Source organism: Neobacillus kokaensis, from assembly GCF_014656545.1.
GTDB classification, from domain to species: Bacteria; Bacillota; Bacilli; order Bacillales; family Cytobacillaceae; genus Neobacillus; species Neobacillus kokaensis.
In genome coordinates, this window is sequence record NZ_BNDS01000002.1 from 39918 (window position 1) to 63146 (window position 23229).

The following is a 23229-nucleotide window of genomic DNA, read 5'->3' on the forward strand; positions in this document are numbered from 1 at the left end:
TAGAGAGATAGTTCATCAAAAAGTATAACCCATGAATCAACCGTCCTCAAGGCAATCTTACTTGAATCAGTATATTCCATTGACTCCCTATGAAAAAAGTTTTTTTATTGTCATTTGCAGATTGTCTATCCCATATAACAGTAATAGGACAAACAGATTGAAACTTGGAAGGATGAAAACAGTCATGAAAAAAGTTTATTATCTTTTATTCGGAATCATTCTCACATTCTCTGCAATGAGTGCGATTATATATAATAATCAGCAGCCAAAAGCACTTGAAAGTATAACCTTCTTTCCAATTGATCCGAAAGTTTCCTTTACTGCTTTTGATACCTCATTAAAGCCACTCAAAAAAAATATTGTTTTATGGCAAATCAAATCTAATCTTGACCGTCATGCCTATTTACGTCAGGATGCAGGAATGCTGTATTCAAATGGCAGGCTGATTGGAAGGCTGGGCGGCTGGAAGCAGCACACAGCATCCTTAACACAAGAAAAACGTGTCCCTGTTACAGCAAGTTCTTTTCTCCAGGCCTTCACCTTTCATCATGCAGAACTTCATGAAAGAGGAGGACAAATCTTCAGTGCTCAGGCAATGTCACAGGACCACCTTTATTTAATCAAGCAAAACGCAGACAATTTCATTAGCTTTCGGTCCCCCAATACAACTAATCAAAGCAGCTGGAAAGACAGACTGGATGAACAAACTGAACGGATGCTGCGATATAGTTGGAATAAAGCTGTCAGGCACTATGCAATTCACTTAAAAGATTATCAGGCGTACCCATTAAATGAGTTTTCACAAAAAGCCAGCGACACTTTCCCCGGGTTTACCAAGGATGAAACCGCCAAAATGATAGGACGTTTATGGGAAGGTCTCTATAAAAATTATTTTCTCAGCATCACAAAACAGGATGGCAGCAAGGCAGATCCCACCGGCAGTACCATCCCGCTTATTTTATTAGCTAAAGATAAAACCCATTTGTTAGTGTTAACTGAAACAGTGAAGGGTGAATCTATTCTTCTCCGTCAGATGATTGGAGATGCTGATTAATTTCCCGGACTAAATTAGTATATGGCTTATGATTCGGCTGCAGTTTAGCAGCCTTTTCTGCATTAACCTTTGCCTCTTTAACCTCGTTTTCTTCAAGATTTATCAGAGCAAGGTTATAATAGGCTTCGTGTAATTCCGGGTTTAGCTCGACAGCCTTTTGCAAATGCAATTTAGCGTCTTTTAGCATACCTTTTTTTATTTCCGTGTAGGATAAGAGAAAGTAGGTCTTATCCGATGGATTATCGGCACTCTTCTCAAAATTCTTTAGAATCCGATAGGCTTGTTCATAATTATTTTGTTTAATATATTCCTGTGCCGACAGTAACGCGGAGGCTTCATTCTTCGATTTTACGGATGGACTAAAACCATATGAAAGTGCCCCCCAAGTAATTACCGCAGATAATATTAGAAAAATACATTGAAGCAGAATCTTTTTCTTTTTTGGAAAATACACAACTCCCGCAGCCAGGAAGCCGCCTGCTAATCCGCCTAGATGACCAGCATTGTCAATACTTGATGCTGTAAAGCTGAAAACAAGATTAATTCCAAGCACAGCTAACAAGTTCATTCCCATTGTTCGGGAAAATAATTTTGGATAAGTTACACCAAAATAAAGTAATGCCCCAAAACAACCATAAATGGCACCGCTAGCGCCAGCGGATAAATTCGGACTGAAGATAAAACTTGCAATAAATCCAATTACACCGGCAAACAAATAAATAAACAAGAAACGAACCTTACCGTAGATCCGTTCAACTGCAGTTCCTAAAAAATACAAAGCAAAAGTATTAAGTGCTAGGTGCAGAAATCCAATATGGAGAAAAATCGGGGTAAAAAAGCGCCACCATTCCCCATCATAAATTAATTGATTCACTTTTGCTCCATATTTAATCAGGGTAGAGGTATTCTTGCTTCCGCCGTTTAACTGCAGCCATAAAAAGACAGCCACTTGTATAAAAATAAATACATAAGTAAAAAATGGCTTACTATTAAAAAGAATATCACGTTCCGCTTTTACTTGGTCTACAGCCGCTGCTAATGTGCCCTGCTTTAGCGTCTGAACATCCAGGTCGGAATATTCCTCAGCGGTTGAAAATCTGGTTAAGTGCTGCAGTTTCTCCGACAAGAGATTATATCCCGTATCCATGATTCCTTGTGCAAACAAAATGGAATTAACTTTTGTTTTATTCACCTCTGAATGGACAAAGGGCTTTTCAATGCGGAATTCATATTCATCAACAGGAGGAAATTCACTTATATAAATATTCAATATCTCAAGTTCACGGCGGTTTAACTGGCGCCGGACTCCTTCTCCCTTCACAGCAGTAAACTCAATATCCCGCTGTAAAGCGTTGCTCCAATCAACATTCCCCTGCTTAAGGCGAATAATGGGAGCGGATTTATTTTCCAACTTTTCAAGCCAAAGTTCCGTTTGATTTTCAAATAATTTGATGATTCGATAACCATGGTCTGTTATACATGTATTGGCTATTTTCCAAAAGATATATTCCTCTCTATAACCCATTTCTCCCCTGCTTTCTGCAAAATAGTCTTTCTCCTATTATAGTCAAAAACTAGATATGACATGAAGTAAACAACTTCTTATTCAAAATAAAAAAACCATCTGTGGCTTTCACCAATCAGACGGTCCTCCAAAAACGGTTTGCATCATTTTGTTTTTTACACCCGGTAAACTTAAAATCGAGCCAACCGCTAGTTTGCGCAGCCAGCCTGAGGCTAGCAGCAGATTGATAATCCGAAATCTGTAGCGATAGGCAAAATACCCTATCGACCCAATCATAAGAATTGATGTCAGTATTCGAGACATTCCACATCCCTCCTGCCCTTATTCTGTGGAATTGACAAGAATTTTATCCATGACATACAAACTTTATCATTTATTTCGCTGCAGCACGGGCTCCATCGTTTTCTTTAATACTTGAACAGAATGTTCAAATTTCTCTACTTCATCCTTACCTAAATCCAGTTCAACAATCTCTCTAATTCCATTACGATTTACTACTGCAGGAACGCCAATATAAAGATCGTTTTGGCCATACTCGCCTTCAAGATAGGCGGAAACAGTAAGAACTGAATTCTCATTTTGTAAGATAGCCTTAGTTAATCTGACAAGACCCATGGCGATTCCATAAAAGGTCGCCCCTTTTCTCTCAATAATCTGATATGCAGCATCACGAACATTAATAAAGATTTCATCCAAGTCCTTTTGGTTAAAACCTTCCTTATTTTTCGTCCATTCAGAAATTGATGTTCCAGCAATGTCCGCATGACTCCAAACTGGAAGTTCTGTATCACCATGTTCACCAATAATATAGGCATGGACATTCCGGGTGTCCACATCGAAATATTCCCCTAGCAAGAACCGAAAACGGGCTGTATCTAAAATCGTTCCGGAACCAATAACCCTTTCCTTTGGCAGACCAGAAAACTTCCAAACCATATAAGTAAGAATATCGACCGGATTTGTAGCCACAACAAAAATCCCATCAAACCCGCTAGACATAATTTCCTCGACTATTCCTTTAAAAATTCTCGTATTTTTTTCCACAAGGTCCAATCTTGTTTCTCCAGGCTTTTGATTAGCACCCGCGGTAATTACAACAATGTCCGCTTTCTGACAATCGGAATAGTTTCCGTACCAAATCTTTGTCCGGGATGGCGCGAAAGGCAGCCCATGGTTTAAATCCATCGCATCTCCTTCTGCTTTCTCTTTATTTAAGTCTATTAGAACCAATTCTTCAGTAATTCCCTGATTTAGAAGGGCAAATGCATAACTTGAACCAACAAACCCCGTTCCAATCACAGCCACCCTATTTACTCGATTTAACATGGAAACTCCTCCTTTTAGTTTGAACAACATTACCTATCCTAATTAAAATTGTACACTGATTTAAAGCTTTTATTTACTATAAATAAGAGGTGTAAACAGTATCTCTGTATCAAATTTGTTATAAAGGAAAGAAAAAATGAAATACCCACATCGCTATAATGGCAGAAATTAAACCTGAAAGAAAATTAACCATGTCATTTTCAATAAACGAAATCCCTTTTATTCTCATTGTTGGCTGTCCGCAGTGCATTCTTTTTTCCGTTTCAAACCCACATTTTTTACACCTAAACAGCTGTTGATAGAAGGCACCGACCAATGTATCAACGACATTGCCGAAAAAACCAAACAGAAAGACTATACTCCCGAGCAGCAAGTCAAAATTAAAAATCCAAACACTAATCAGTGAAATCAGCAAGGAACCTAATAATGCAGCAATTGTCCCTAACCCGCTGACCGCTCCCGACGTCCCTTTTTCAACTCGCTTAAATGTACGTATGCAAAGCGGTGCCTTTTTGCTTAAACTGCCAATCTCTGAGGCCCAAGTATCTGAATTGGCACTTGCAAGAGAAACAACAAATCCAATTAGCCATATAGGGGAATTATCAAAATAATAAAGGATACTAAATAGGGCGGCAGCTCCCCCGTTTGCGAAAACTTGACGCCAATCTCTTGCCCCGCCCTTTGCTAATTTTTCCTCCATTTTTTCTTTGGCCTCACTCTTATATTTGGACCAATAACTTGAAGTAGCAAAAAACACGCCCAATATTAATAATCCTTTAAAATGGAAACCTAGATATATAGCATACCCTACTACAGCGGCCGCAATAGCTCCAGATTTACTTAATGATTTAGTTCTATAGCCGGCATATCCCAAAAGTAACATGATCACGCCCATCAAAACGGAATCTAACATAAAGTCTTAATAACTTCCTTAGGTGTAATAATTTTAGCTACAGGTAGATCATATTCCTCAATTGGAAAATCGAGAATCATTTGTTCATTAAAGGCTAATGATAGGGTATTACCTGAGTAATTTGACAAAAAGCGGTCATAATATCCACCGCCAAATCCGATACGATACCCTGATTTCGTATAGGCTAACCCCGGGACAATTAACAGGTCAATCTGCTCTGCTGGCACGATCGTTGTTAATGCAGGAATCGGCTCAAGTAAACCATAAAACACAGATTCAAGCTGAGAAAATTCAGTTAGTGTCCTAAACTCCAATTTCTTTTCCTTTGGATAACATTTAGGAACCACGATTGTCTTGCCTGATTCCCAAGACTTGCGAATAATTTGATATGTATCGACTTCCGGGGCCTTTGAAATAGTAATTCCGATTACTTCTGCTTGTTTCCAATCGTCATCTTCATATAATCTAGAGGCAATTTTATACGAGTAATCCTCATATAGCGGTGTTGAAAGCTGGGATAGAGATTCTTTCACTTGAAGACGAATGGCATTTTTATCATTCATTTTAAATACCTCCTATTTTTATGCACAAAAAAACAGCAGGAAAGCCCCTGCTGTTTATTTTGTTTCGCGGTGTACAGTTGTACGCTTTTCTCTTGGGCAATATTTCTTAAGCTCAAGACGGTCTGGGTTGTTACGTTTATTTTTGTTAGAAATATAGTTACGGTCTCCACACTCAGTGCAAGCTAACGTAATATTCACACGCATGTTTATTTCCCTCCAAACGATTAAGCTTGTTCGTTCATACGACTTTTCTATAATATCATTTTTCAAAAGGAAATGCTAGTGAATTTTTAAAAGTGCTTGCTCCATTGCAATTACTTCATTTTTATTCTTTCCAGCAATCGTCCATGTGCTGATTTTTTCAGTCTTCTGCGGACTGACTGTTATCTTTTCAGCTAGTATGCTAGCTGCCGGTCCTTTTGCCATTGGCTGATACTTTAACGTTCCGTTTTGTAAAGAGCTCCAAATTTGATTGGTATAGACATTCCACAGCGGCATTGTCGTATACTCCTTTGTTTCGGACTCATTGTGCATTAAATTAACCAAGAAAACATTTTGACCTGCGTGATGGAAAATTCGTTGATCGGTTGGTGATACAAAAGTCAAGTGGTCCTGATGGGCATTTTGAAAATGATGCATCGCCAGAATTTTGATATCCTTTGATTGATGACTATGATTGCTGACAAAAATATTAAAAAAGTGAATTTTAGAATGAAGGTGTTTTTGTTCTACCTTTATGATGAGCCCTTCTTCATATATAACCTTTTCCATTCGATTTTGCAGCCAAAAATATTTTCCGTTCACCCATATGCCAGGGATATATTGAAGCTTTCCGATAGAAGCCAGCCGTTTTGAAAACTGTTTTATTTGCTGTAATTCAGTCATATTTATCATTTGTAATTACACCTTTTCAATGTATTAAGTAATCCCGTTAATATTTACTCGTGAATTCAATATTGTATCCTCCATCACCCTGCTGGTGTCAGCTGCAATTCGCCTCCAGCCATATAGACTTCTTGCCGCTCGACCCCCATTTTTGCCAATTTCGTTCGCGACCTTTGCGTTAATCGTCAGAAATGAAATTTGTTCAAGTAAACTTTCAGCATCGCCAGGGTTTATGAGCAAGCCTGTTTGCAGATGTCTGACAATCCCTTTGATTCCGCCAGCATTGGATACGATTACTGGTTTTTCCTGAATCATCCCCTCAAGGGCCACAATTCCAAATGGCTCATACAAGCTTGGTATCACCATCATTTCACAACCCTGAATAAGAACATCTCGTTCCTTATCCGTTATATATCCGATAAATACCACATATTCTCCTAATTTTCTTTCCTCTACCTGACGCCTATAGATGTCAAGCATCGGCCCTTTTCCAGCAATAATGAAGAGGAACTTTTGCCCCTTTTCCATGGCAATTTCCGCTGCCTTTATGATGGTTTCAAAACCTTTTTCCTTCACAATTCTACCAATTGAAAAAATATATTTTCGCTTTGGCAGATCCGAAAAAACAGCTGCAGCCTTCCCTTCAATATAGGGAGGTTCGATACCATTTGGAATAACCGCTAATTTTTTCTCCTCGACCTGAAAAATCGACATCAATGATTCCTTCATAAAATAACTGCAAACAATTATTTGATCTGACGATTCAATTAATGATTGTTCTTTATCATGAATAAATTGCTGTATTTCAGTATGAATCCCATTATTTCTGCCATGTTCGGTTGCATGAATCGTACTCAGCAAAGGTATGCCTGTTACCTCCTTTAGGGCGAAGGCTGCCGTACCAACAAGCCAGTCATGAGCATGAATTAAGTCAAATTTGACTTCGTCCGCTAACTGTTCTCCCTTAAAGGCCATGGCTAAATTAAGTCCGCCTATCCATGTAAGAAAATGATCATCGTGATCATTGATTGGCTTCACCCGGTGTACATGTACTCCATCTGCCCTTTCATATTCCGGCAGAACACCGTTACCTGCTGATAACACATGAACTACATGTCCTTCATGAGCTAAATGAACCGCAAGACCAAATACATGTCTTGAAAGCCCGCCAACGACATTCGGAGGGTATTCCCAACTAAGCAGCAAAATGTTTAACTTCTGCTTATGTACCAATCCTTGTGACAGGTTAATTTTTTCTGACACCGCGTTAGCCATTTTTCTCCTCCAAGTCTTTTTCTCCGCCATAATAGCTGTAGGTGCTTACATGATCTTTCCATTTCGGAGGCCTTGCTTCATATCGCAGCATTTCCAGCTGATCATGGCTTAATAAATTGCCAGACAGTTCAAGTTTTGGAGTTTGCACACAATTGGATCTAAAGAGAGGAAAAAAGCCAGAGGCCGGTAAAAGAACACCTAATTCTGCTACAAAGCTTCGATTCGCTGCTAACCCTTTCACAAACCAATGTCCATTTTGGTATGGCACGGTAATTTCATAAAAATGGTGGGCATTTGTTCCATCGAAGATTAAATCGGTTACATCATAAATTCTGATTACCGAAACGAGTTCTGTGAACCTAACATTAAAATAAGATTGAATTACTTTATTAGCTATTGCAGAAATATCCCAAAAGAGAACAACTTTTGAAGCTGTTACCAATCTTGTATTTAGTTCGCCCTTCGAAGCTACAAAGGAGTGCTGTTCCATCCTTTCTAAAGAATTCTCCACTTCTATCTCTGACAAACCGCTTTCTCGAATACTTTTACTTTCCTCACTTGCTGCCCATTTATTCCAGCGATATTGGACCTTACCAACCGTCGTATTTAGTTCGGTTGCAATTTTCCGAAACGAAAGCCCGTCCTTTCTTAATTTAATAATGTCTTTAATCATGGTTTCCTCCGTCTCCTAAACAATTAATATATGTTTAATTTAGAAAAGTATGAAAAATACCTTGTGATTTAATGGTACCATTACATCGGAAGGCATACAATAAACGCAATTTGTCGGATTTTGCCCATCCTTTATAAATGTAGTTTTTAGGCTGGGAAATTTTTTAGGAAAAATAATTTCATTGGACAAACGATAAAAAATGACATGAAAATTAAGGATTAATAAGTAGAATTCGACAAAAAAAGATGAGGACAAATTGTCTCATCTTCTGGCTGTTCCTGTTGTTTAGGCATTGAGGTTGTATCGTTTGCCTGTTTCTAGGTAAACAACATTCTCTGCTATGTTCGTAGAGTGGTCTGCCATTCTTTCAATAAAACGACATACGAATGCTAACTGAATAATTTGGTTGGTGAAGTCTGGATTTTGCGGGATATAAGTTAGAAGCTCCTGAACCAGCTCCCCAAACATTTTATCTACCTGATCATCCTTTTCCGCACATTTTTGTGCCATCGCTGAATCTTCTGAGTAAAATGCGGTAATGGCATCAGTTAACATTTCTAACGCAATTTCCATCATATGAGGAATATCAATTAGTTCTTTTACATGTTTCTCATTTCCAATATGAACTGCTGATTTTGCGATATTTACAGCAATATCTCCTAACCGCTCCACTTCTGATGAAACTCTCAAAGCTACATGTAATCTTCGCAAATCTTTCGCAACCGGTGATTGTCTCGCAATCAGCATTAATGCTTTTTCATGGATTTCATACTCCAGATCGTCAATTACATTATCTCCATTAATAACACTATGGGCAAGTTCGATATCTTGGTTTAATAGAGCAAGCATGGCATTCTTAATGGCCGTTTCAGCTTCGCCTGCCATTTTTAATTGCATTGATTTTAGTTCTTTTAAACTTTCATCAAAATTAGATCTAGTATTCATGAACATCACCCAAATCTTCCTGTAATATAGTCTTCCGTCCGTGAATCCTTTGGCATGGAGAAAATTTTAGCCGTATCATCACATTCAATTAATTCCCCCATTAAGAAGAAAGCTGTCTTATCAGAAACCCTTGCTGCCTGTTGCATATTGTGTGTCACGATGACAATTGTATATTTCTCTTTTAACTCAAAAATCAGTTCTTCAATTTTCAAAGTAGAAATTGGATCCAATGCTGAGGTTGGTTCATCCATTAACAAAACATCCGGCTTTGTCGCTAAGGCTCTTGCTATACATAATCTTTGCTGCTGTCCACCTGATAATCCGAGCGCCGGTGCAGATAATCGATCCTTTACCTCGTCCCATAGCGCCACATCCATTAAAGCTTTGGTGACAATTTCATCAAGATGCTTCTTTTTCTTGATTCCATGGATTCTCGGGCCATAAGCTACATTATCAAAAATCGATTGTGGAAATGGATTTCCCTTTTGAAAGACCATGCCAACATGTTTTCTCAATTCTACCAAGTCTGTTTTCGGATTTAGGATATTTTGACCGTCAAAATTGACTTCCCCGGTAATTTTGACACTCGGTATCATTTTATTCATTAGATTAAGGGTCTTTAAAAAAGTTGACTTCCCGCACCCTGAAGGACCAATCATGGCCGTTACTTCTTTCTTCTGAATGGGAAAGTTAATGCCCTTTAAGGCATGGTGATCACCATACCATAGATTAAGGTCTTTTACATCAAAGATATCTCTTGTTAATGTCTGGATCGCCATTTATTTTCCCCCTTATCCGAAACGACCGGAAATGTATTCCTCTGTCTTTTGAACAGATGGATTGGTGAAGATTTTTTCAGTATCATCATATTCAATTAAATCACCGCTCAAAAAGAACGCTGTTTTGTCAGAAATTCGGGATGCCTGCTGCATATTATGAGTAACAATAATAATCGAGTAATCCTTTTTTAAATCAACAATTAAGTCCTCAACTTTTGCATTTGAAATAGGGTCGAGTGCAGATGATGGTTCATCAAGCAGGATAACAGTTGGTTTCATGGCAATTGTTCGGGCAATGCAAAGCCGCTGCTGCTGTCCGCCAGAAAGGGATAAAGCCGATTTATGAAGCCTGTCTTTCACTTCATCCCACAATGCCGCTTTTTGTAAACTTTCTTCAACTATTTCATCTAACACGCTTTTCTTTTTCATCCCTGCAAATTTAAGGGCATGAGTAATATTTTCATATATGGACTTTGGAAAGGGATTTGGCTTTTGAAACACCATCCCAATTTCCTTGCGTAATGCCACTACATTAATATCATCTGACAAAATATTGAGATCTTCGTACAGGATTTCTCCTTCAGCTCTTGCTCCAGGAATTAAGTCATTCATCCGATTTATGCTCCGTAAAAAGGTGGACTTTCCGCAGCCTGATGGGCCAATTAATGCAGTTACGTTGTTTTTTCCGATGTCCATCGAAATCCCATTAACCGCACGCTTTTCCCCGTAAAAGATTTCTAAATTCTTTACCGTTAAAATATGTTCCGGCTGAAATTCCCTATACTCTTGAGCCGTTACATCCAAGGTTATTCTCTCCTTTATGGCTGTCACCATCTGACTCCCACCTTTTTATTTAGTTGCGGTTACACGCTTATGAATAATACTTCCAATCCAGCGGGCCCCTAAATTAAATATTAATACTGATATGACGAGGACTGCAGCAGAACCGCTGGATACTGCCTCTACATCAGGAATTAACCCTTGTGTATTTACAGACCATATATGAACCGCCAGCGTCTCGGCCGGGCGAAAAATATTCAATGGAGATTGTTCAGAAAAAGGATTCCAGTTTGCATAGTCTAGTCTTGGTGTCGATAATCCAGCAGTAAATAGCAGCGCTGCAGCTTCACCAAATACCCGGCCAGAAGCTAATATAGCCCCTGTTAATATCGATGGAAAGGCCGTAGGTAAAATAACAGTTTTAATCGTATGCCAATGAGTAATACCCAAAGCTAGACTAGCTTCTTTTAAATCACGAGGTACAGCACGGATGGCATCTTCCGTCGTACGTACCATTGTTGGCAGGTTAAACACCGTTAACGCCAAGGCACCACCTAAAATTGTATAGCCCCAGCCTGTTGTATTAACAAAAACTAATAAACCAAACATCCCAATGACAATTGATGGCAAAGACGATAACACTTCAATACAAGTCCGAATCAAGTCTGTTACTTTTCCTGGCTTGGCATATTCGGCCATGTAAATCCCGCCGCCTATCCCGATTGGTACTGTAATCAGCATTGTAATGAAAAGGATATAAAACGAATTAAATAATTGGTCGCGGATTCCTCCGCCTGCCCGCACATTACTCGAAGGGGTTGTTAAAAAATCAAATGAAATATATTTTAATCCGTTAATAAAAATATAGAAAAATAGTCCAGCAAGAATAGAAACGATTATAATTGCGATGGCTATAAAAGCCCCTGTCGCTATGCGGTCGGCTGTTTTACTATTCATCGTACTTTCCTCCTAGATGATAGATAACGAATGAGGAGTATGAATGCAAAGGACATGATTAATAATATTAGACCCATTGACCAGAGCGTATTATTCTCCACGCTGCCATATGTGGTGTGTCCCATATTTAACGTAATAATAGTTGTTAATGTTGCCGATGCATCCAAAATACTTGACGGCAAATTCCTTACGTTACCGATTACCATCTGAACGGCTAAAGCTTCACCAAATGCCCTTGCCATTCCAAGAATAATCGCGGTTAGCAATGAAGGCAAAGCGGCAGGTACTAATACTTTTCGAATGGTCTGCCATCTTGTTGCACCTAAAGCTAACGATCCTTCACGTAGATGGTTTGGGAGCGAACTCATTGCATCCGTCGCTATGGTGGTAATGGTAGGTAATATCATGATGGCAAGAACGATAGTTCCAGAAAGTAAACTAAAACCCAAGCCGCCAACATGTTCTCTAATAAATGGAACTAAAACAGTCAGTCCAATAAATCCGTATACGACGGATGGAATACCAACGAGCAGCTCTACCACTGGCTGAAGGATTTTTCTTCCCCATGATGGAGCAATTTCTGTCATAAATATTGCTCCGCCAATCCCTAGTGGAGCAGCAATAAGTGCAGACAAAAAAGTTACCGCAAAAGACCCAAAAATAAACGGAAGAACACCATATGCCGGGTTCGCTTTATCAGTTGGATTCCATTTTGTACTTGTTAAAAATTCTATAATACTAATGCCGTTCTTGGTAAAGGATTGAAGCCCTTTTGTCCCTAGGAAAATGGTAATCGCAATCGTGGCTGATATCATCAAAACTGCACACAAAATGACCATTATTTTTCCGCGAAATTCCCCATCAAGACTGCTTTTCTTTGATTTAAGCAGCCTCTCTCTTGCAGGAAGAAGCTTTTCCATATTAAACCAAACTCCTCTTAAATACGTCATAATAGGGTAAACGCCTACTGCATTTACCCCATATTTTTAAATTTTCATCGGTTGTTGATATTAGATATCTTTTTGATTCCCCTTAGCATCGCGTTCAACCTTCATTTTAGTCACAGGCAGATATCCTTGTTCTTTTAAAAGAGTGTTCTGGATATCATCTGACATTAGATAGTCTAAGAACGCTTTTGCTAGTCCTTCTGCTTCACCTTTTGTATACGAATGCTGGTAAGCCCACACTGGGAATTTACCGGATTGTACATTTTCTTCAGTTGGTTCCACACCATCAATCGCAAGTGGTGTCACAGAATCATCAGTGAAGTATGAGAAAGCAAGGTATCCAATAGCACCTTCTGTTTCATTAATAATCTTTTTGACTGTATTAGATGAATCCTCCGTAATACCTTCAGCAGGTGTCGCCCCATCAAGTGCAAATTGATTGAATACTGCACGTGTCCCTGAAGAGTCAGGACGGTTTACAAGAACAATCTTTTGATCGGCTCCGCCAAGTTCTTTCCAGTTCGTGATTTTGCCAGTGAATACTTTAATTAAATCTTCTTTTTTAATATCTTTAATACCAACTTTAGGATTAACGGCAGCAGTCATACCTACAACCGCTACTTTATGGTCAACAAGCTGGTCAGCTGGAATACCTTCTTTTTCTTCAGCAAAAACGTCTGAGTTACCGATTTGCACAGATCCTTCAGCTACTTGCGAAAGGCCTGTACCAGAACCGCCGGCATTGACTTGAATATCTACTTTAGGATTTTCAGCCATAAATTCTTCGGCAGCAGCTGCCACTAATGGCTGCATTGCTGATGAACCAGAAATGACGAGTGAGCCAGAAAGTTCATCAGTTTTTTTATCTGCATTATCTTTTTTATCTGTTCCATTAGAAGCTCCGCCTCCACATGCAGCCATAAATACCATTAACGCGGCTAATACTGTTAGCAGGCTTAATTTTTTTAAACTTTTCATTGCTGTATTCCCCCTAAGGTTATTGTTATGTTTATGTTTGTCTGCTTTACATGTTTTAGAATAAAGGAAGACTGTAAAGCTTGTTTTAATGAATTGTAAAGGTTTTGTAAATAAATATTGAGTTTTTGTAAATCACTTTATTAACATTACTATCATCTTTTGCAAAATTCATTCAAACTATGTATTTCCTTAAACAAAAAACCTGCCTCCAATTCGAGACAGGTTTTTCAAAATTATTATTGATCGGACTGATTTGTATCATTATTTTCTGGATTTTGTTCTTCCGATTTTTTTCCTTTATCTGTTTGCCGTTCTTTCTTTAGGTCAAAATAAGCATCCATGACTTGTTGACCGATTGTATTATTTATAGAAGGGCCACTTCCCTGATATGCCCACGGTACTACAACCGCCATGGCCACTTCCGGATTATTATATGGGGCAAAGCTGACAAGACTTAAGTTCATAACTGGTGTTCCCCATCTACTGCGTTCAGAACCGTAATAAAACGCTTGAGCTGTCCCTGTTTTTCCGGCAGGATCATAGGACTTTCCTTTAAAATAGCCAGAAGCTGTACCATTACTGGTCTGCATGACCATGTGGAAGCCTTGTTGCACCCTCTTAATCCATTCATCTTTCATGTCAAGTCGGTTTAATACTTTAGGTTGAATCTCTTCGATTACTGGACCTAATTCCTCCTTATCCATGACTGGTTCGCGGATTTCCTTGACGACATGCGGCTGCATCCGATTACCGCCATTAGCAATCGTCGAAACATATTGTGCAAGTTGGATCGGTGTATACGTGTCATACTGTCCGATGGCAAGGTCCATCAGTTTACCAGGAAGTGTTTCGGAACCTGGGTAACCGGTCATCTCATTAGGCAGGTCAATTCCAGTTCTTACGCCAAGGCCAAACTGACTGAATGATTTTCTGATAGTATTAAAGGCTGCCGAATTAATATCTATTGGTTGATTATACACATAATGTCCCCCGGCAATTTTAAGTACCGTTTTAAACATATAAACGTTCGATGACACTTGAAGTGCCGTTAGGTCATTTATATTTCCAAAGTTTCTCCACGATTTTTTTGCCGGTGTATCTTTAATTTTTACTGGTGCGTCCAATAAATAATCATTTGGGTGTATCACTCCAGTTTTATACCCTGTTAATATTGTTGCTCCCTTCACGGTAGACCCAACATTATAAGAGGTTGTAAACGTTCCTTGGGCATAGTCCTGCATTTCGAGTTTACCCGTCTCTTTATCCCTGATGAGCTCTTTTCCAGCAAGAGAGAGGATTTCACCCGTATGCGGATCCATTAAGACAACAAAGGCGCGATCCAATAAACCAGTACTGCCATATTGTCTTTTGGCTTTCCACATTTCATCCTCAATAATATTTTCAACCTTTTTCTGAAGCTCGGCATCAATTGTTAAGACAAGGTCTTTACCACGCTGACCTTCTGAGACGACTTCTTGTGATAAGACATTTCCAGCTTTATCTGTTTTATTAATCACCTTTGCCTTTTGTCCATGTAATACGTCTTCGTATTTATATTCAAGATAACTTTTACCGACACGGTCATTACGGCTGTAATCCTTTGCCATATATTTTTCAAGACTTTCTTTTGGAAGCCCTTCTTCTGATGAAGAAACTTTTCCTAAAATGGTTTTTAACGTATCACCAAATACATATTTTCGTTCCCAGTCAGTTGTGGTGTCAACACCAGGAAGGTTTTCCAAATTTTCACTAACAGCCGCAAATTCTTGTGGGGTTACATCCTTATTTTTAACAATTTGCGGGGCCAGCGCATAGCCGCTGTTCATTTTTTTAAAAATTGCTATAGCTTTGATTTCTTCTTTTGTATAATGATTAATCTCAGATTCTTTGATTCTATCAAGCTGCAAATTATAGATTTTCTTATAATCCCATTTTTTATTGTCATATAAAGACCATTCTTTTTCCGTGATTAGCTCCTTTGCTTGCTCAGGATTTTTTATGATCCAATAGTCTTTTTTATCGCGGTCTCTAACTTTTTTAGTGTCAACATCCATGATTTTGGCAAGTTTCTCTGCTGTCTTCACCATTTCCGTTTGACTTGTATTTTGATATTTTGTATAGGTAATCGCGTTCAACGGGGTATTATCCACTATAACTTTACCACTACGGTCAAACATTTTTCCACGCGGTACTGGATTGCTGACAGTAATATCTTCCGTCCGCTCAATTTCCCGTTTAAAATCATCACCAAATACAATCTGTATCTCACCAAGACGAAGAATTAATATGGAAAACAATAAAAACACAACAAAGAATAACATGTTCAAGCGAAAAGGAACATGTGACTTTTTCTTTTTTTTCTTTTTATTCAATGTTGATCAACACATCCTTTTCAAAGCATTTTCATAACCATGTTCTATTTTAGCTGATTAAGCAGCTTTTTTCTATGAAGAACCCTTGCCAATTTTTTTATAATAGGAGAATAAAGAAAATAGCGATGAGCTCTTTTAACTCATCGCGTTGGTATAGGTAAAGAAATTCGTTTCATGAAAAAATAAATGATTGTATGTCCAGCGCCCAAAACTAACAACAGGATGGGTATACTTTTTTCTTCATTGAATAAAGTGATCGCTACAAGAAAAGCAAGAATTGATACCACCCTGCCAATATTCAAGAAAATCTCACGGACAACGATGTATTCAATTCTCATCTCAGCTGCCTTCCACCCTAAACCGATCACATCATATGTAGTTGAAATATAAGGAACGAGGAGAAGCGGATAGGCAATGGCAATAATACCTGCATAAATTAATAATTTTGCATAGGTAACTTCCCAGACAATTAAAATGACAGCGGCATAAAGCAGTATTCCGCCAATGAGAATCGCCTTTTTACGGAAATTCTTTTTAATAAGTCTCGAGGCGAGAAAGTAAGCAATAAATGAGATTCCCGAATTCAACAGCCCGTATGTACCTAGGGCCATTTCGCTGCCCGTGGATATATAAACAAATACTGAGATAACAAATAGAAACGTTCCTTCTCTTAATCCTTGAAAGAAGTGGGCGTTTGTAACAAGACGCCAATTTTTATTTTGTTTTCTTTCTTCAAAGATTCTTATAAAACAGTAATCTCCATGTGCCGGCCGCGGCTTCAACGAAAAGCTCAAGAAAACGGCTAATGCAAATAGTGATAAGGATAAACCAAATACAATCGTATAACCGGTAAACTTCTCGAATCTTGTAATGATAATTCCGGCGGCTATAGGGCCAATCATTCCTCCAAAGGAAGATAAAATTCCCAAAAACCCGTTAAAAAAATCCCTAGTTTCCGGTTCCGTAATTTCAAAGGTTAACACATTGTAAGCAAGCCAATAAAAGCCGTAACCTATTCCTAGAAGGCCGCCTAGAACTAGTAAAAAATCCGCTGCCCTTGTACCAGTTATTAGTACAGAAAGATAAAAAAGCGCCAAAAATATAACACCAATTCTTAGAACAATAACCCGGTCAATTTTTTTTGCCCACCGCCCTGCCAAAATAAAGGTTAAAGGCTGCAGCACAACAACTGCCAAATTATACAGAGCCAGGTCCGAATACTTGCCCGTTTGTTTCCATAAGTAAATGTTCACAAATGTATTCGACAGTGCCACACTTAGTGAATATAAACCACCGATAAATAGTAATAATGATAAGTCTTTTGTTAACTCGACATCACCTAGAAATTTAAACTTTTTTGCCATCAAAAACTCCCCTTTTTCTTAACAGGTAGTTTTCAACAAGGCCATTGTTCTTATTCACATTTAAGGGAAATAAAAAAAGACAGCCGAGGCTGCCTTTTTTATTTAAGGATTAAATTATTTTGCTGCGCTGTAAAGTTTAGCAACTTCATCCCAGTTTACTACATTCCAGAATGCGCCAATGTAGTCAGGGCGTTTGTTTTGATATTTTAAATAGTAAGCATGCTCCCACACATCAAGACCAAGGATTGGAGTTTTACCTTCCATCAAAGGATTATCTTGGTTTGGAGTGCTTGTTACTTCTAATTCGCCGTTGTTTACAGCAAGCCAAGCCCAGCCGGAACCGAAACGAGTTGTAGCTGCCTTTGTAAACTCATCTTTGAAGTTTTCGAAGCTGCCAAATTTGCTGTTAATCGCATCAGCTAGTTCACCACTCGGTGCGCCTCCGCCATTTGGAGAAAGAATTGTCCAGAACAATGAGTGGTTAGCATGACCGCCGCCGTTGTTACGAACTGCAGTGCGAGCTGCTTCAGGAACTGCATCTAAATTAGAAATAACTTCTTCAACTGATTTAGAAAGCAATTCTTCATTACCAGCTAGGGCATTGTTTAAATTAGTCACATATGTGTTGTGATGTCTTGTGTGGTGAATGTTCATTGTTTCTTTATCAATGTGTGGTTCTAGTGCATCTTCTGCATAAGGTAATTTTGGTAATTCAAATGCCATGGATAATTCCTCCTATGTAATATATTTTTTGGCTTTAGCCGTCATCTTAAAAGAATTATGATTTAAGAATTCTTCTAAAGCGTTACTTTTAAGATACCAAAGTTAACCATGAGATTCAAATAAAAAGCTTTGTTTCACCATATTTAAAATATCCATAACCCCAGAATTTATTCGGTTAATTCATCTTTCGAAAAATTGTCATGATTGATCTAAACTGCATGCTATCTGTACTTTTTGTTATATGTCCGAGAAACAGTTTCCATTTTATGTAATATCCATATTGACAATATAATAGCAATTTCTTTTAATCAAGTTACAAAGGTACTAGAGGAGTGACACAGATGGATGAAACCAGCTATTCTATTAATCATTTATTGCTGCAATTTTTCAAAAAAATCGCTCCTGTTCAAAAGGTAAAAGCAGGTTCAGTCCTGTTTCAGGAGAAAGATTCCGTTCAATATATTTACCTGTTAATAACCGGAAGCATTGCCCTTGGAAGGGTTCATTTACGGGGAAAAGAGTTTATCCTAAAATTATTAAATGAACAAGAAGTAATTATTGAATATCCATTATTTAAAGCAAATCCTCATTATCAATTTTATGCAAAAACGCTGACAGATTGCGAACTTCTAATGATAAAAAGAGAGTTGTTTGAAGACTATGTGTTAACAGATACAGAAGCCATGAATGCGCTTGTTTCCTGGTTAAGCACTGGCTACCTAAAAGCACAAATGAAATGCCAAGACTTGATTATGAATGGTAAAAAAGGCAGCCTATATTCGATTCTAATCCGCTTATGTAATTCATATGGAGTCATGACCAAGGATGGAATTCTTATTGATTTGCCTTTAACACACCAGGAATTAGCCAATTTAACCTATGGGACAAGAGAAGTCGTCCAGCGTTCGTTAAAAGATTTACGGGAAATAGGTGTGATTACCTATGAAAACCAAAAATTCACAATCAACAACCTGGGATATTTGAAAGAAGCAGTCGATTGTCAAAACTGCTCATACGAAATTTGTGGAATTAATTAATGTTAACCGCCGCCTTCAGTAGGACGGCGGTTACTCGTTTGAGCTCATTCTTGTATATCATCTGGACAAAGGCTAAAATAGAATGGTGAATCTATTTTAAGGTGGTCTTTATGAATATTTTTAAGCAGCTAGTCAAAAGTATCTATTCCCCAAGGGATATTGCCTTATTTCGTTTTCAAGGAATTGGGAAAACCATCCTTTATGTTTTCCTCTTAACTTTTATATCAGTTTTACCTTCCATTGTTTATTTAAGCTCAGCATTATCTACTGGACTTGATTCTGCAAAAGCTTTTATTCAAGAGGAAGCTCCTGATTTTTCTATTAAAAATGGTCAATTATCAGCAAAGACAGAAGTGCCGGTTACCATTAATAACGAAGGTTTTACCTTTTTTCTCGATCCTACAGGAACTATTTCCTCAGAAGATGTTGCTAATGAAGGAAATGCCTTTGGACTATTAAAGGATGAATTTGTCTTAGCAGCCGGCGGGCAAAGTGAAACTTATGCATATTCGATGATGGAAGGACTGAACATCAATAATAATGAACTTCTTAATTTAATTGATAGTATCAGTGGCTTAAAGGGAATCATCATACCGGTTATTTCGATTTTCATTTATTTATTTTCAAGCGCATCAAGCTTTATTGAAGTTTCCATTCTTGCCCTTATTGGTTTAGCATTAAAAAACTTAGCCGGAAGAAAGCTTACCTACCGCCATTTGTGGAGAATGGCAGCCTATAGTGAAACACTTCCGACTTTATTTTTCACTATTATGGCAGCGCTAAAGACAACAGTTCCTAATACCTTCTTCATCAACTGGTTTGTCGCCATTATCGTTTTACTATTAGCAATTAAAGAAATTCCAAGACCTAAAAAAGCAGCTTAAGCTGCTCAGGCTGTCGAAAAACTTTCGATAGCCTTTTATTTTATATAATTTCTTTAACAATTCGCCGCGTTAATTTACTATAATCTTATTAAAATATAGGCCTTTCAACGGGCCAGTTAGCAGGGACAATCTTTTAATAAATACATATTATGTTCTGATAAAATGAAAAACAGCCGAGAAAAATACCCTGTCTCTACAATTAGAGTAGCCTTAAGCTGCTTTTTTTTGTTCTATTTATACACGGACAAGCATACGTATGTACAAATTCACTTATGGAGGCCTGTCCGATGAAGAATTTAGTTGGAATCCTATTCGCTGTATTAGTCATTTACGTTATTTATTTCGATTTAACCGTCGGCACCCTGCCCTCCTCCGCGGTAACCCAGGAAGAAGCAGTTAAAACAACTATTCAAAAACCTACAGTTGACTTACCTTCTTTTCAAGCTACAGTTAAGCCAGGACAAACTGTTATTTCCATAGTTGAGCACGAGCTAGGCAAATCACTACCGGTCTCTATTACCGATTTAATCAACGACTTCAAAATTTTAAACCCTGGGAAATCCCCGGAAAAAATTCAAATAGGTTCTACATATCATTTTCCGGATTACGGGAAACTAAGATGAGGAAACCTTATTCTTGTCAAAAATAGAGGAACATTGATACAATATCATTGATTTGTTTTTATCCCTGCTTATTGAAATCATTTAAAGGGGCGAATTACACGTGGGTGAAATTATACATCGTACTAAAACCCGTCCGATTAAAGTTGGCAATTTAACAATCGGCGGGAATAATGAAATAATTATTCAAAGCATGACAACAACCAAGACACATGATGTCGAGGCAACAGTTGCCGAGATTAAACGGTTAGAAGATGCAGGCTGCCAAATTGTTCGTGTTGCATGTCCGGATGAGCGTGCCGCAAATGCCATTGCTGATATCAAAAAACGGATCAATATTCCGCTTGTCGTTGATATTCACTTCGATTACAAGTTAGCTCTCAAGGCAATAGAGGGCGGTGCAGATAAAATCAGAATTAACCCCGGCAATATCGGCAGACGGGAAAAAGTAGAAGCTGTCGTTAAAGCTGCTAAAGAACGCGGTATTCCAATTCGAATCGGTGTGAATGCTGGTTCATTAGAAAAAAGAATCCTCGATAAGTACGGTTATCCAACCGCTGATGGAATGGTAGAAAGCGCCCTTCATCATATCAAAATTCTTGAGGACTTAGATTTTCACGACATTATTGTTTCAATGAAGGCATCTGATGTTAATCTTGCCATTGAAGCATATGAAAAAGCAGCTCAAGCATTTGATTATCCGCTGCATTTAGGGATTACGGAATCAGGAACATTATTCTCCGGCACAGTTAAAAGTGCTGCAGGCCTTGGAGCTATCATTAGTAAAGGAATTGGAAATACGCTTCGTGTCTCCTTAAGTGCAGATCCAGTGGAAGAGGTGAAAGTAGCACGGGAACTATTAAAAGTATTCCATCTTTCATCAAACGCAGCAACATTGATTTCCTGTCCAACATGCGGAAGGATCGAAATCGATCTCATCAGCATTGCCAATGAAGTCGAAGAATATATCTCAAATATTAAAGCACCAATTAAAGTTTCAGTTCTCGGCTGTGCCGTTAACGGACCTGGTGAAGCACGTGAAGCTGATATCGGCATCGCCGGTGCCCGAGGTGAAGGCCTGTTATTTAGAAAAGGCGAGATCGTTCGTAAAGTACCAGAAGCACAAATGGTTGAAGAATTGAAAAAAGAAATTGACAAGATTGCAGAAGAATATTTTCAGAAAAAAGCAGAGGAAGAAAAGGTATCTAAATAAATGTAAAAAACCCGGTAAGAACTACCGGGTTTTCTTTTAGCCATGATTATATGGCCAATTTTAGAAAAATGGAAGAATAAAGATACCGACAATAATCGATACCGCTCCAATACCAATTGCCCAAGCGCCAAGTCCTTCGGCACCTCTCTTTCTTGCCACAAATCCAAGTACAATTCCAGCGGCACCAAAAAGAATCGGCAATACAAACAGCGATAATATTGATAATGCTAAAGCAACCGTCCCTAAACCTGCACCGCCTGCAGCTCTTTCCCTGTTGACGTCTCGCTCTCTTTCACGGAATACCGGAACTGGAGCCGCAATCTCAGCAGCCGTTTCTTCCTGATAATCCCTTGACCGAATCGGAACAGCCTCACCTCTTTGCGGTACATCATCATCCTTCTTAAGTGAAACCCTAAGTGGAACCGAGGCACCTATTTCCGTGGCTGTCTCTTCATTAAAGCTTGAGGTTTGAGCTGGTACAGGTAGATTGTTATGAGAAGCAACTTCCTCCCTCATATCAGAAGGATAACTTGGTATTCCCTCACCAATCGAGGAACCCTTGAAAGCTTCTTGCACGTTTGTATCTCGTTCATCTGCCAATTAGCATCCCTCGCTTTCAGTAATAGGAGCATTTATTATTGTTTACCAAACGAGTCCTTTTACTATGTCAATGTTTGACTAAAATAGTTAGTTATTTCATTTTTCGACAAATTTTTATAAAAAATTATCTTTATCATTCATTTTTCTTTGGTAAAATTAAAAGTAACGTAAAGCATTGAAGGTGGAGCATATAATGAAAAAAAGATTTGGAATCGACATAGATGGGACGGTTACATGCCCAACATCCCTTATTCCTTTTATTAATAAAGCATTTAACATGAATATTACCTACGAAGAAATAAATCAATATGATTTAACACCATTCGTCAATGTTTCGAGCGATGTGTTTGCCAGCTGGTTCTCGGAAAATGAACCTATAATCTATCAAGGCTCACCTATTGCAGCGGGAGCTAAGAAGGCTTTAAATAAATGGAAAAACGTGCATGAATTATTTTTCATCAGCGCCCGCGGCCCTCATTTACTGGAGGTTACAGAAAAATGGTTTATTGACCATGGCTTGACGTTTGATCATATTGAACTAATTGGTTCACATGACAAAATAGAAACGGCAAAGAAACACAATATCGACATCTTTTTCGAGGATAAGCATGATAATGCCGTCGCAATTCATGAGGAATGCCATATCCCTGTCGTACTATTTGATACTCCCTATAACCAAGATCCAATTCCTAATGGTGTCATTCGTGTGAATAATTGGAACGAAGCATTAAAGTGGGTTGAGAATTGGTTAATTCAGCAGAAGAATCCATATCAGATAGCTTTTTCATAGATAAAAAAACAGCTTGCAGTCGCAAG

25 protein-coding genes are annotated in these 23229 nt (G+C 38.4%); 6 read left to right on the forward strand and 19 right to left on the reverse strand.

Going from position 1 to position 23229, the window contains the following annotated elements; translation table 11 throughout:
* Positions 1–184: 184 nt before the first annotated feature.
* Complete coding sequence (locus IE222_RS02650) at positions 185–1054, forward strand: hypothetical protein (RefSeq protein ID WP_223282559.1); 870 nt, start codon at positions 185–187, stop codon at positions 1052–1054.
* Here the strand turns inward: IE222_RS02650 and IE222_RS02655 are convergent.
* The 18 genes from IE222_RS02655 to IE222_RS02740 all read right to left on the reverse strand — a co-directional run bounded on the left by IE222_RS02655 (position 1017) and on the right by IE222_RS02740 (position 18059).
* On the reverse strand, positions 1017–2579 hold the full coding sequence (locus tag IE222_RS02655; protein ID WP_191269466.1) for a rhomboid family protein: 1563 nt from the start codon (positions 2577–2579) through the stop codon (positions 1017–1019). The genes IE222_RS02650 and IE222_RS02655 overlap by 38 nt on opposite strands.
* Positions 2580–2687: 108 nt before the next feature.
* Positions 2688–2882 (reverse strand): protein YqgO, encoded by a 195-nt coding sequence (yqgO, locus tag IE222_RS02660; RefSeq protein ID WP_191269468.1) that lies wholly within the window; start codon positions 2880–2882, stop codon positions 2688–2690.
* A gap of 66 nt (positions 2883–2948) precedes the next feature.
* Positions 2949–3905: an L-lactate dehydrogenase gene (locus tag IE222_RS02665; RefSeq protein ID WP_191269469.1), complete on the reverse strand. Its 957-nt coding sequence runs from the start codon at positions 3903–3905 to the stop codon at positions 2949–2951.
* 118 nt (positions 3906–4023) lie between these two features.
* Positions 4024–4818: a DUF92 domain-containing protein gene (locus IE222_RS02670; protein WP_191269470.1), complete on the reverse strand. Its 795-nt coding sequence runs from the start codon at positions 4816–4818 to the stop codon at positions 4024–4026.
* Positions 4812–5381, reverse strand: coding sequence for a 5-formyltetrahydrofolate cyclo-ligase (locus IE222_RS02675; protein ID WP_191269471.1), 570 nt, complete (start codon positions 5379–5381; stop codon positions 4812–4814). The genes IE222_RS02670 and IE222_RS02675 overlap by 7 nt, the downstream gene beginning before the upstream one ends.
* 54 nt (positions 5382–5435) lie before the next feature.
* Complete coding sequence (gene rpmG, locus IE222_RS02680) at positions 5436–5585, reverse strand: 50S ribosomal protein L33 (RefSeq protein WP_082692947.1); 150 nt, start codon at positions 5583–5585, stop codon at positions 5436–5438.
* Between the two features lie 75 nt (positions 5586–5660).
* The gene (locus tag IE222_RS02685) at positions 5661–6275 is read right to left on the reverse strand and encodes a hypothetical protein (RefSeq protein ID WP_191269472.1); all 615 of its coding nucleotides are present in this window, start codon (positions 6273–6275) and stop codon (positions 5661–5663) included.
* A 24-nt stretch (positions 6276–6299) separates the two neighbouring features.
* The gene (locus IE222_RS02690) at positions 6300–7541 is read right to left on the reverse strand and encodes a glycosyltransferase family 4 protein (RefSeq protein ID WP_191269473.1); all 1242 of its coding nucleotides are present in this window, start codon (positions 7539–7541) and stop codon (positions 6300–6302) included.
* Positions 7534–8214 (reverse strand): DUF4912 domain-containing protein, encoded by a 681-nt coding sequence (locus IE222_RS02695; RefSeq protein WP_191269474.1) that lies wholly within the window; start codon positions 8212–8214, stop codon positions 7534–7536. The genes IE222_RS02690 and IE222_RS02695 overlap by 8 nt, the downstream gene beginning before the upstream one ends.
* 285 nt (positions 8215–8499) lie before the next feature.
* Positions 8500–9159 (reverse strand): phosphate signaling complex protein PhoU, encoded by a 660-nt coding sequence (gene phoU, locus IE222_RS02700; RefSeq protein ID WP_191269475.1) that lies wholly within the window; start codon positions 9157–9159, stop codon positions 8500–8502.
* Between the two features lie 5 nt (positions 9160–9164).
* Positions 9165–9938, reverse strand: coding sequence for a phosphate ABC transporter ATP-binding protein PstB (gene pstB / locus IE222_RS02705; RefSeq protein ID WP_191269476.1), 774 nt, complete (start codon positions 9936–9938; stop codon positions 9165–9167).
* Between the two features lie 12 nt (positions 9939–9950).
* On the reverse strand, positions 9951–10772 hold the full coding sequence (gene pstB / locus IE222_RS02710; RefSeq protein ID WP_223282560.1) for a phosphate ABC transporter ATP-binding protein PstB: 822 nt from the start codon (positions 10770–10772) through the stop codon (positions 9951–9953).
* Between the two features lie 15 nt (positions 10773–10787).
* On the reverse strand, positions 10788–11675 hold the full coding sequence (pstA, locus tag IE222_RS02715) for a phosphate ABC transporter permease PstA (RefSeq protein ID WP_191269477.1): 888 nt from the start codon (positions 11673–11675) through the stop codon (positions 10788–10790).
* Positions 11672–12595 (reverse strand): phosphate ABC transporter permease subunit PstC, encoded by a 924-nt coding sequence (gene pstC / locus IE222_RS02720; protein WP_191269478.1) that lies wholly within the window; start codon positions 12593–12595, stop codon positions 11672–11674. Before pstC ends, pstA begins: the two co-directional genes overlap by 4 nt.
* Positions 12596–12685: 90 nt before the next feature.
* Positions 12686–13600 carry a phosphate ABC transporter substrate-binding protein gene (locus IE222_RS02725; RefSeq protein WP_191269479.1) on the reverse strand — a complete coding sequence of 305 codons (915 nt, stop codon included), beginning with the start codon at positions 13598–13600 and terminating at the stop codon, positions 12686–12688.
* A gap of 236 nt (positions 13601–13836) precedes the next feature.
* Entirely contained in the window at positions 13837–15972 is a 2136-nt protein-coding gene (locus IE222_RS02730; protein WP_440590003.1) for a peptidoglycan D,D-transpeptidase FtsI family protein, read from the reverse strand.
* 140 nt (positions 15973–16112) lie between these two features.
* On the reverse strand, positions 16113–17336 hold the full coding sequence (locus IE222_RS02735) for an MFS transporter (protein ID WP_191269480.1): 1224 nt from the start codon (positions 17334–17336) through the stop codon (positions 16113–16115).
* A gap of 114 nt (positions 17337–17450) precedes the next feature.
* Positions 17451–18059, reverse strand: coding sequence for a superoxide dismutase (locus tag IE222_RS02740; RefSeq protein WP_191269481.1), 609 nt, complete (start codon positions 18057–18059; stop codon positions 17451–17453).
* Between the two features lie 341 nt (positions 18060–18400).
* Here IE222_RS02740 and IE222_RS02745 point away from each other — a divergent pair, with 341 nt between their 5' ends.
* The 4 genes from IE222_RS02745 to ispG all read left to right on the forward strand — a co-directional run bounded on the left by IE222_RS02745 (position 18401) and on the right by ispG (position 21813).
* Positions 18401–19096 (forward strand): Crp/Fnr family transcriptional regulator, encoded by a 696-nt coding sequence (locus tag IE222_RS02745; RefSeq protein WP_191269482.1) that lies wholly within the window; start codon positions 18401–18403, stop codon positions 19094–19096.
* 110 nt (positions 19097–19206) lie between these two features.
* The gene (locus IE222_RS02750; RefSeq protein WP_191269483.1) at positions 19207–19980 is read left to right on the forward strand and encodes a DUF1189 domain-containing protein; all 774 of its coding nucleotides are present in this window, start codon (positions 19207–19209) and stop codon (positions 19978–19980) included.
* A 287-nt stretch (positions 19981–20267) separates the two neighbouring features.
* Positions 20268–20603: a protein YqfZ gene (yqfZ, locus tag IE222_RS02755; protein WP_191269484.1), complete on the forward strand. Its 336-nt coding sequence runs from the start codon at positions 20268–20270 to the stop codon at positions 20601–20603.
* Between the two features lie 109 nt (positions 20604–20712).
* Positions 20713–21813 carry a flavodoxin-dependent (E)-4-hydroxy-3-methylbut-2-enyl-diphosphate synthase gene (ispG, locus tag IE222_RS02760; protein WP_191270171.1) on the forward strand — a complete coding sequence of 367 codons (1101 nt, stop codon included), beginning with the start codon at positions 20713–20715 and terminating at the stop codon, positions 21811–21813.
* A 60-nt stretch (positions 21814–21873) separates the two neighbouring features.
* Here ispG and IE222_RS26835 read toward each other — a convergent pair whose 3' ends face one another.
* Entirely contained in the window at positions 21874–22413 is a 540-nt protein-coding gene (locus IE222_RS26835; RefSeq protein ID WP_308435577.1) for a DUF308 domain-containing protein, read from the reverse strand.
* Between the two features lie 193 nt (positions 22414–22606).
* Between IE222_RS26835 and IE222_RS02770 the strand changes: the two genes are divergently transcribed.
* Positions 22607–23203 (forward strand): 5' nucleotidase, NT5C type, encoded by a 597-nt coding sequence (locus tag IE222_RS02770; RefSeq protein WP_191269486.1) that lies wholly within the window; start codon positions 22607–22609, stop codon positions 23201–23203.
* The last annotated feature ends 26 nt before the right edge of the window (positions 23204–23229 follow it).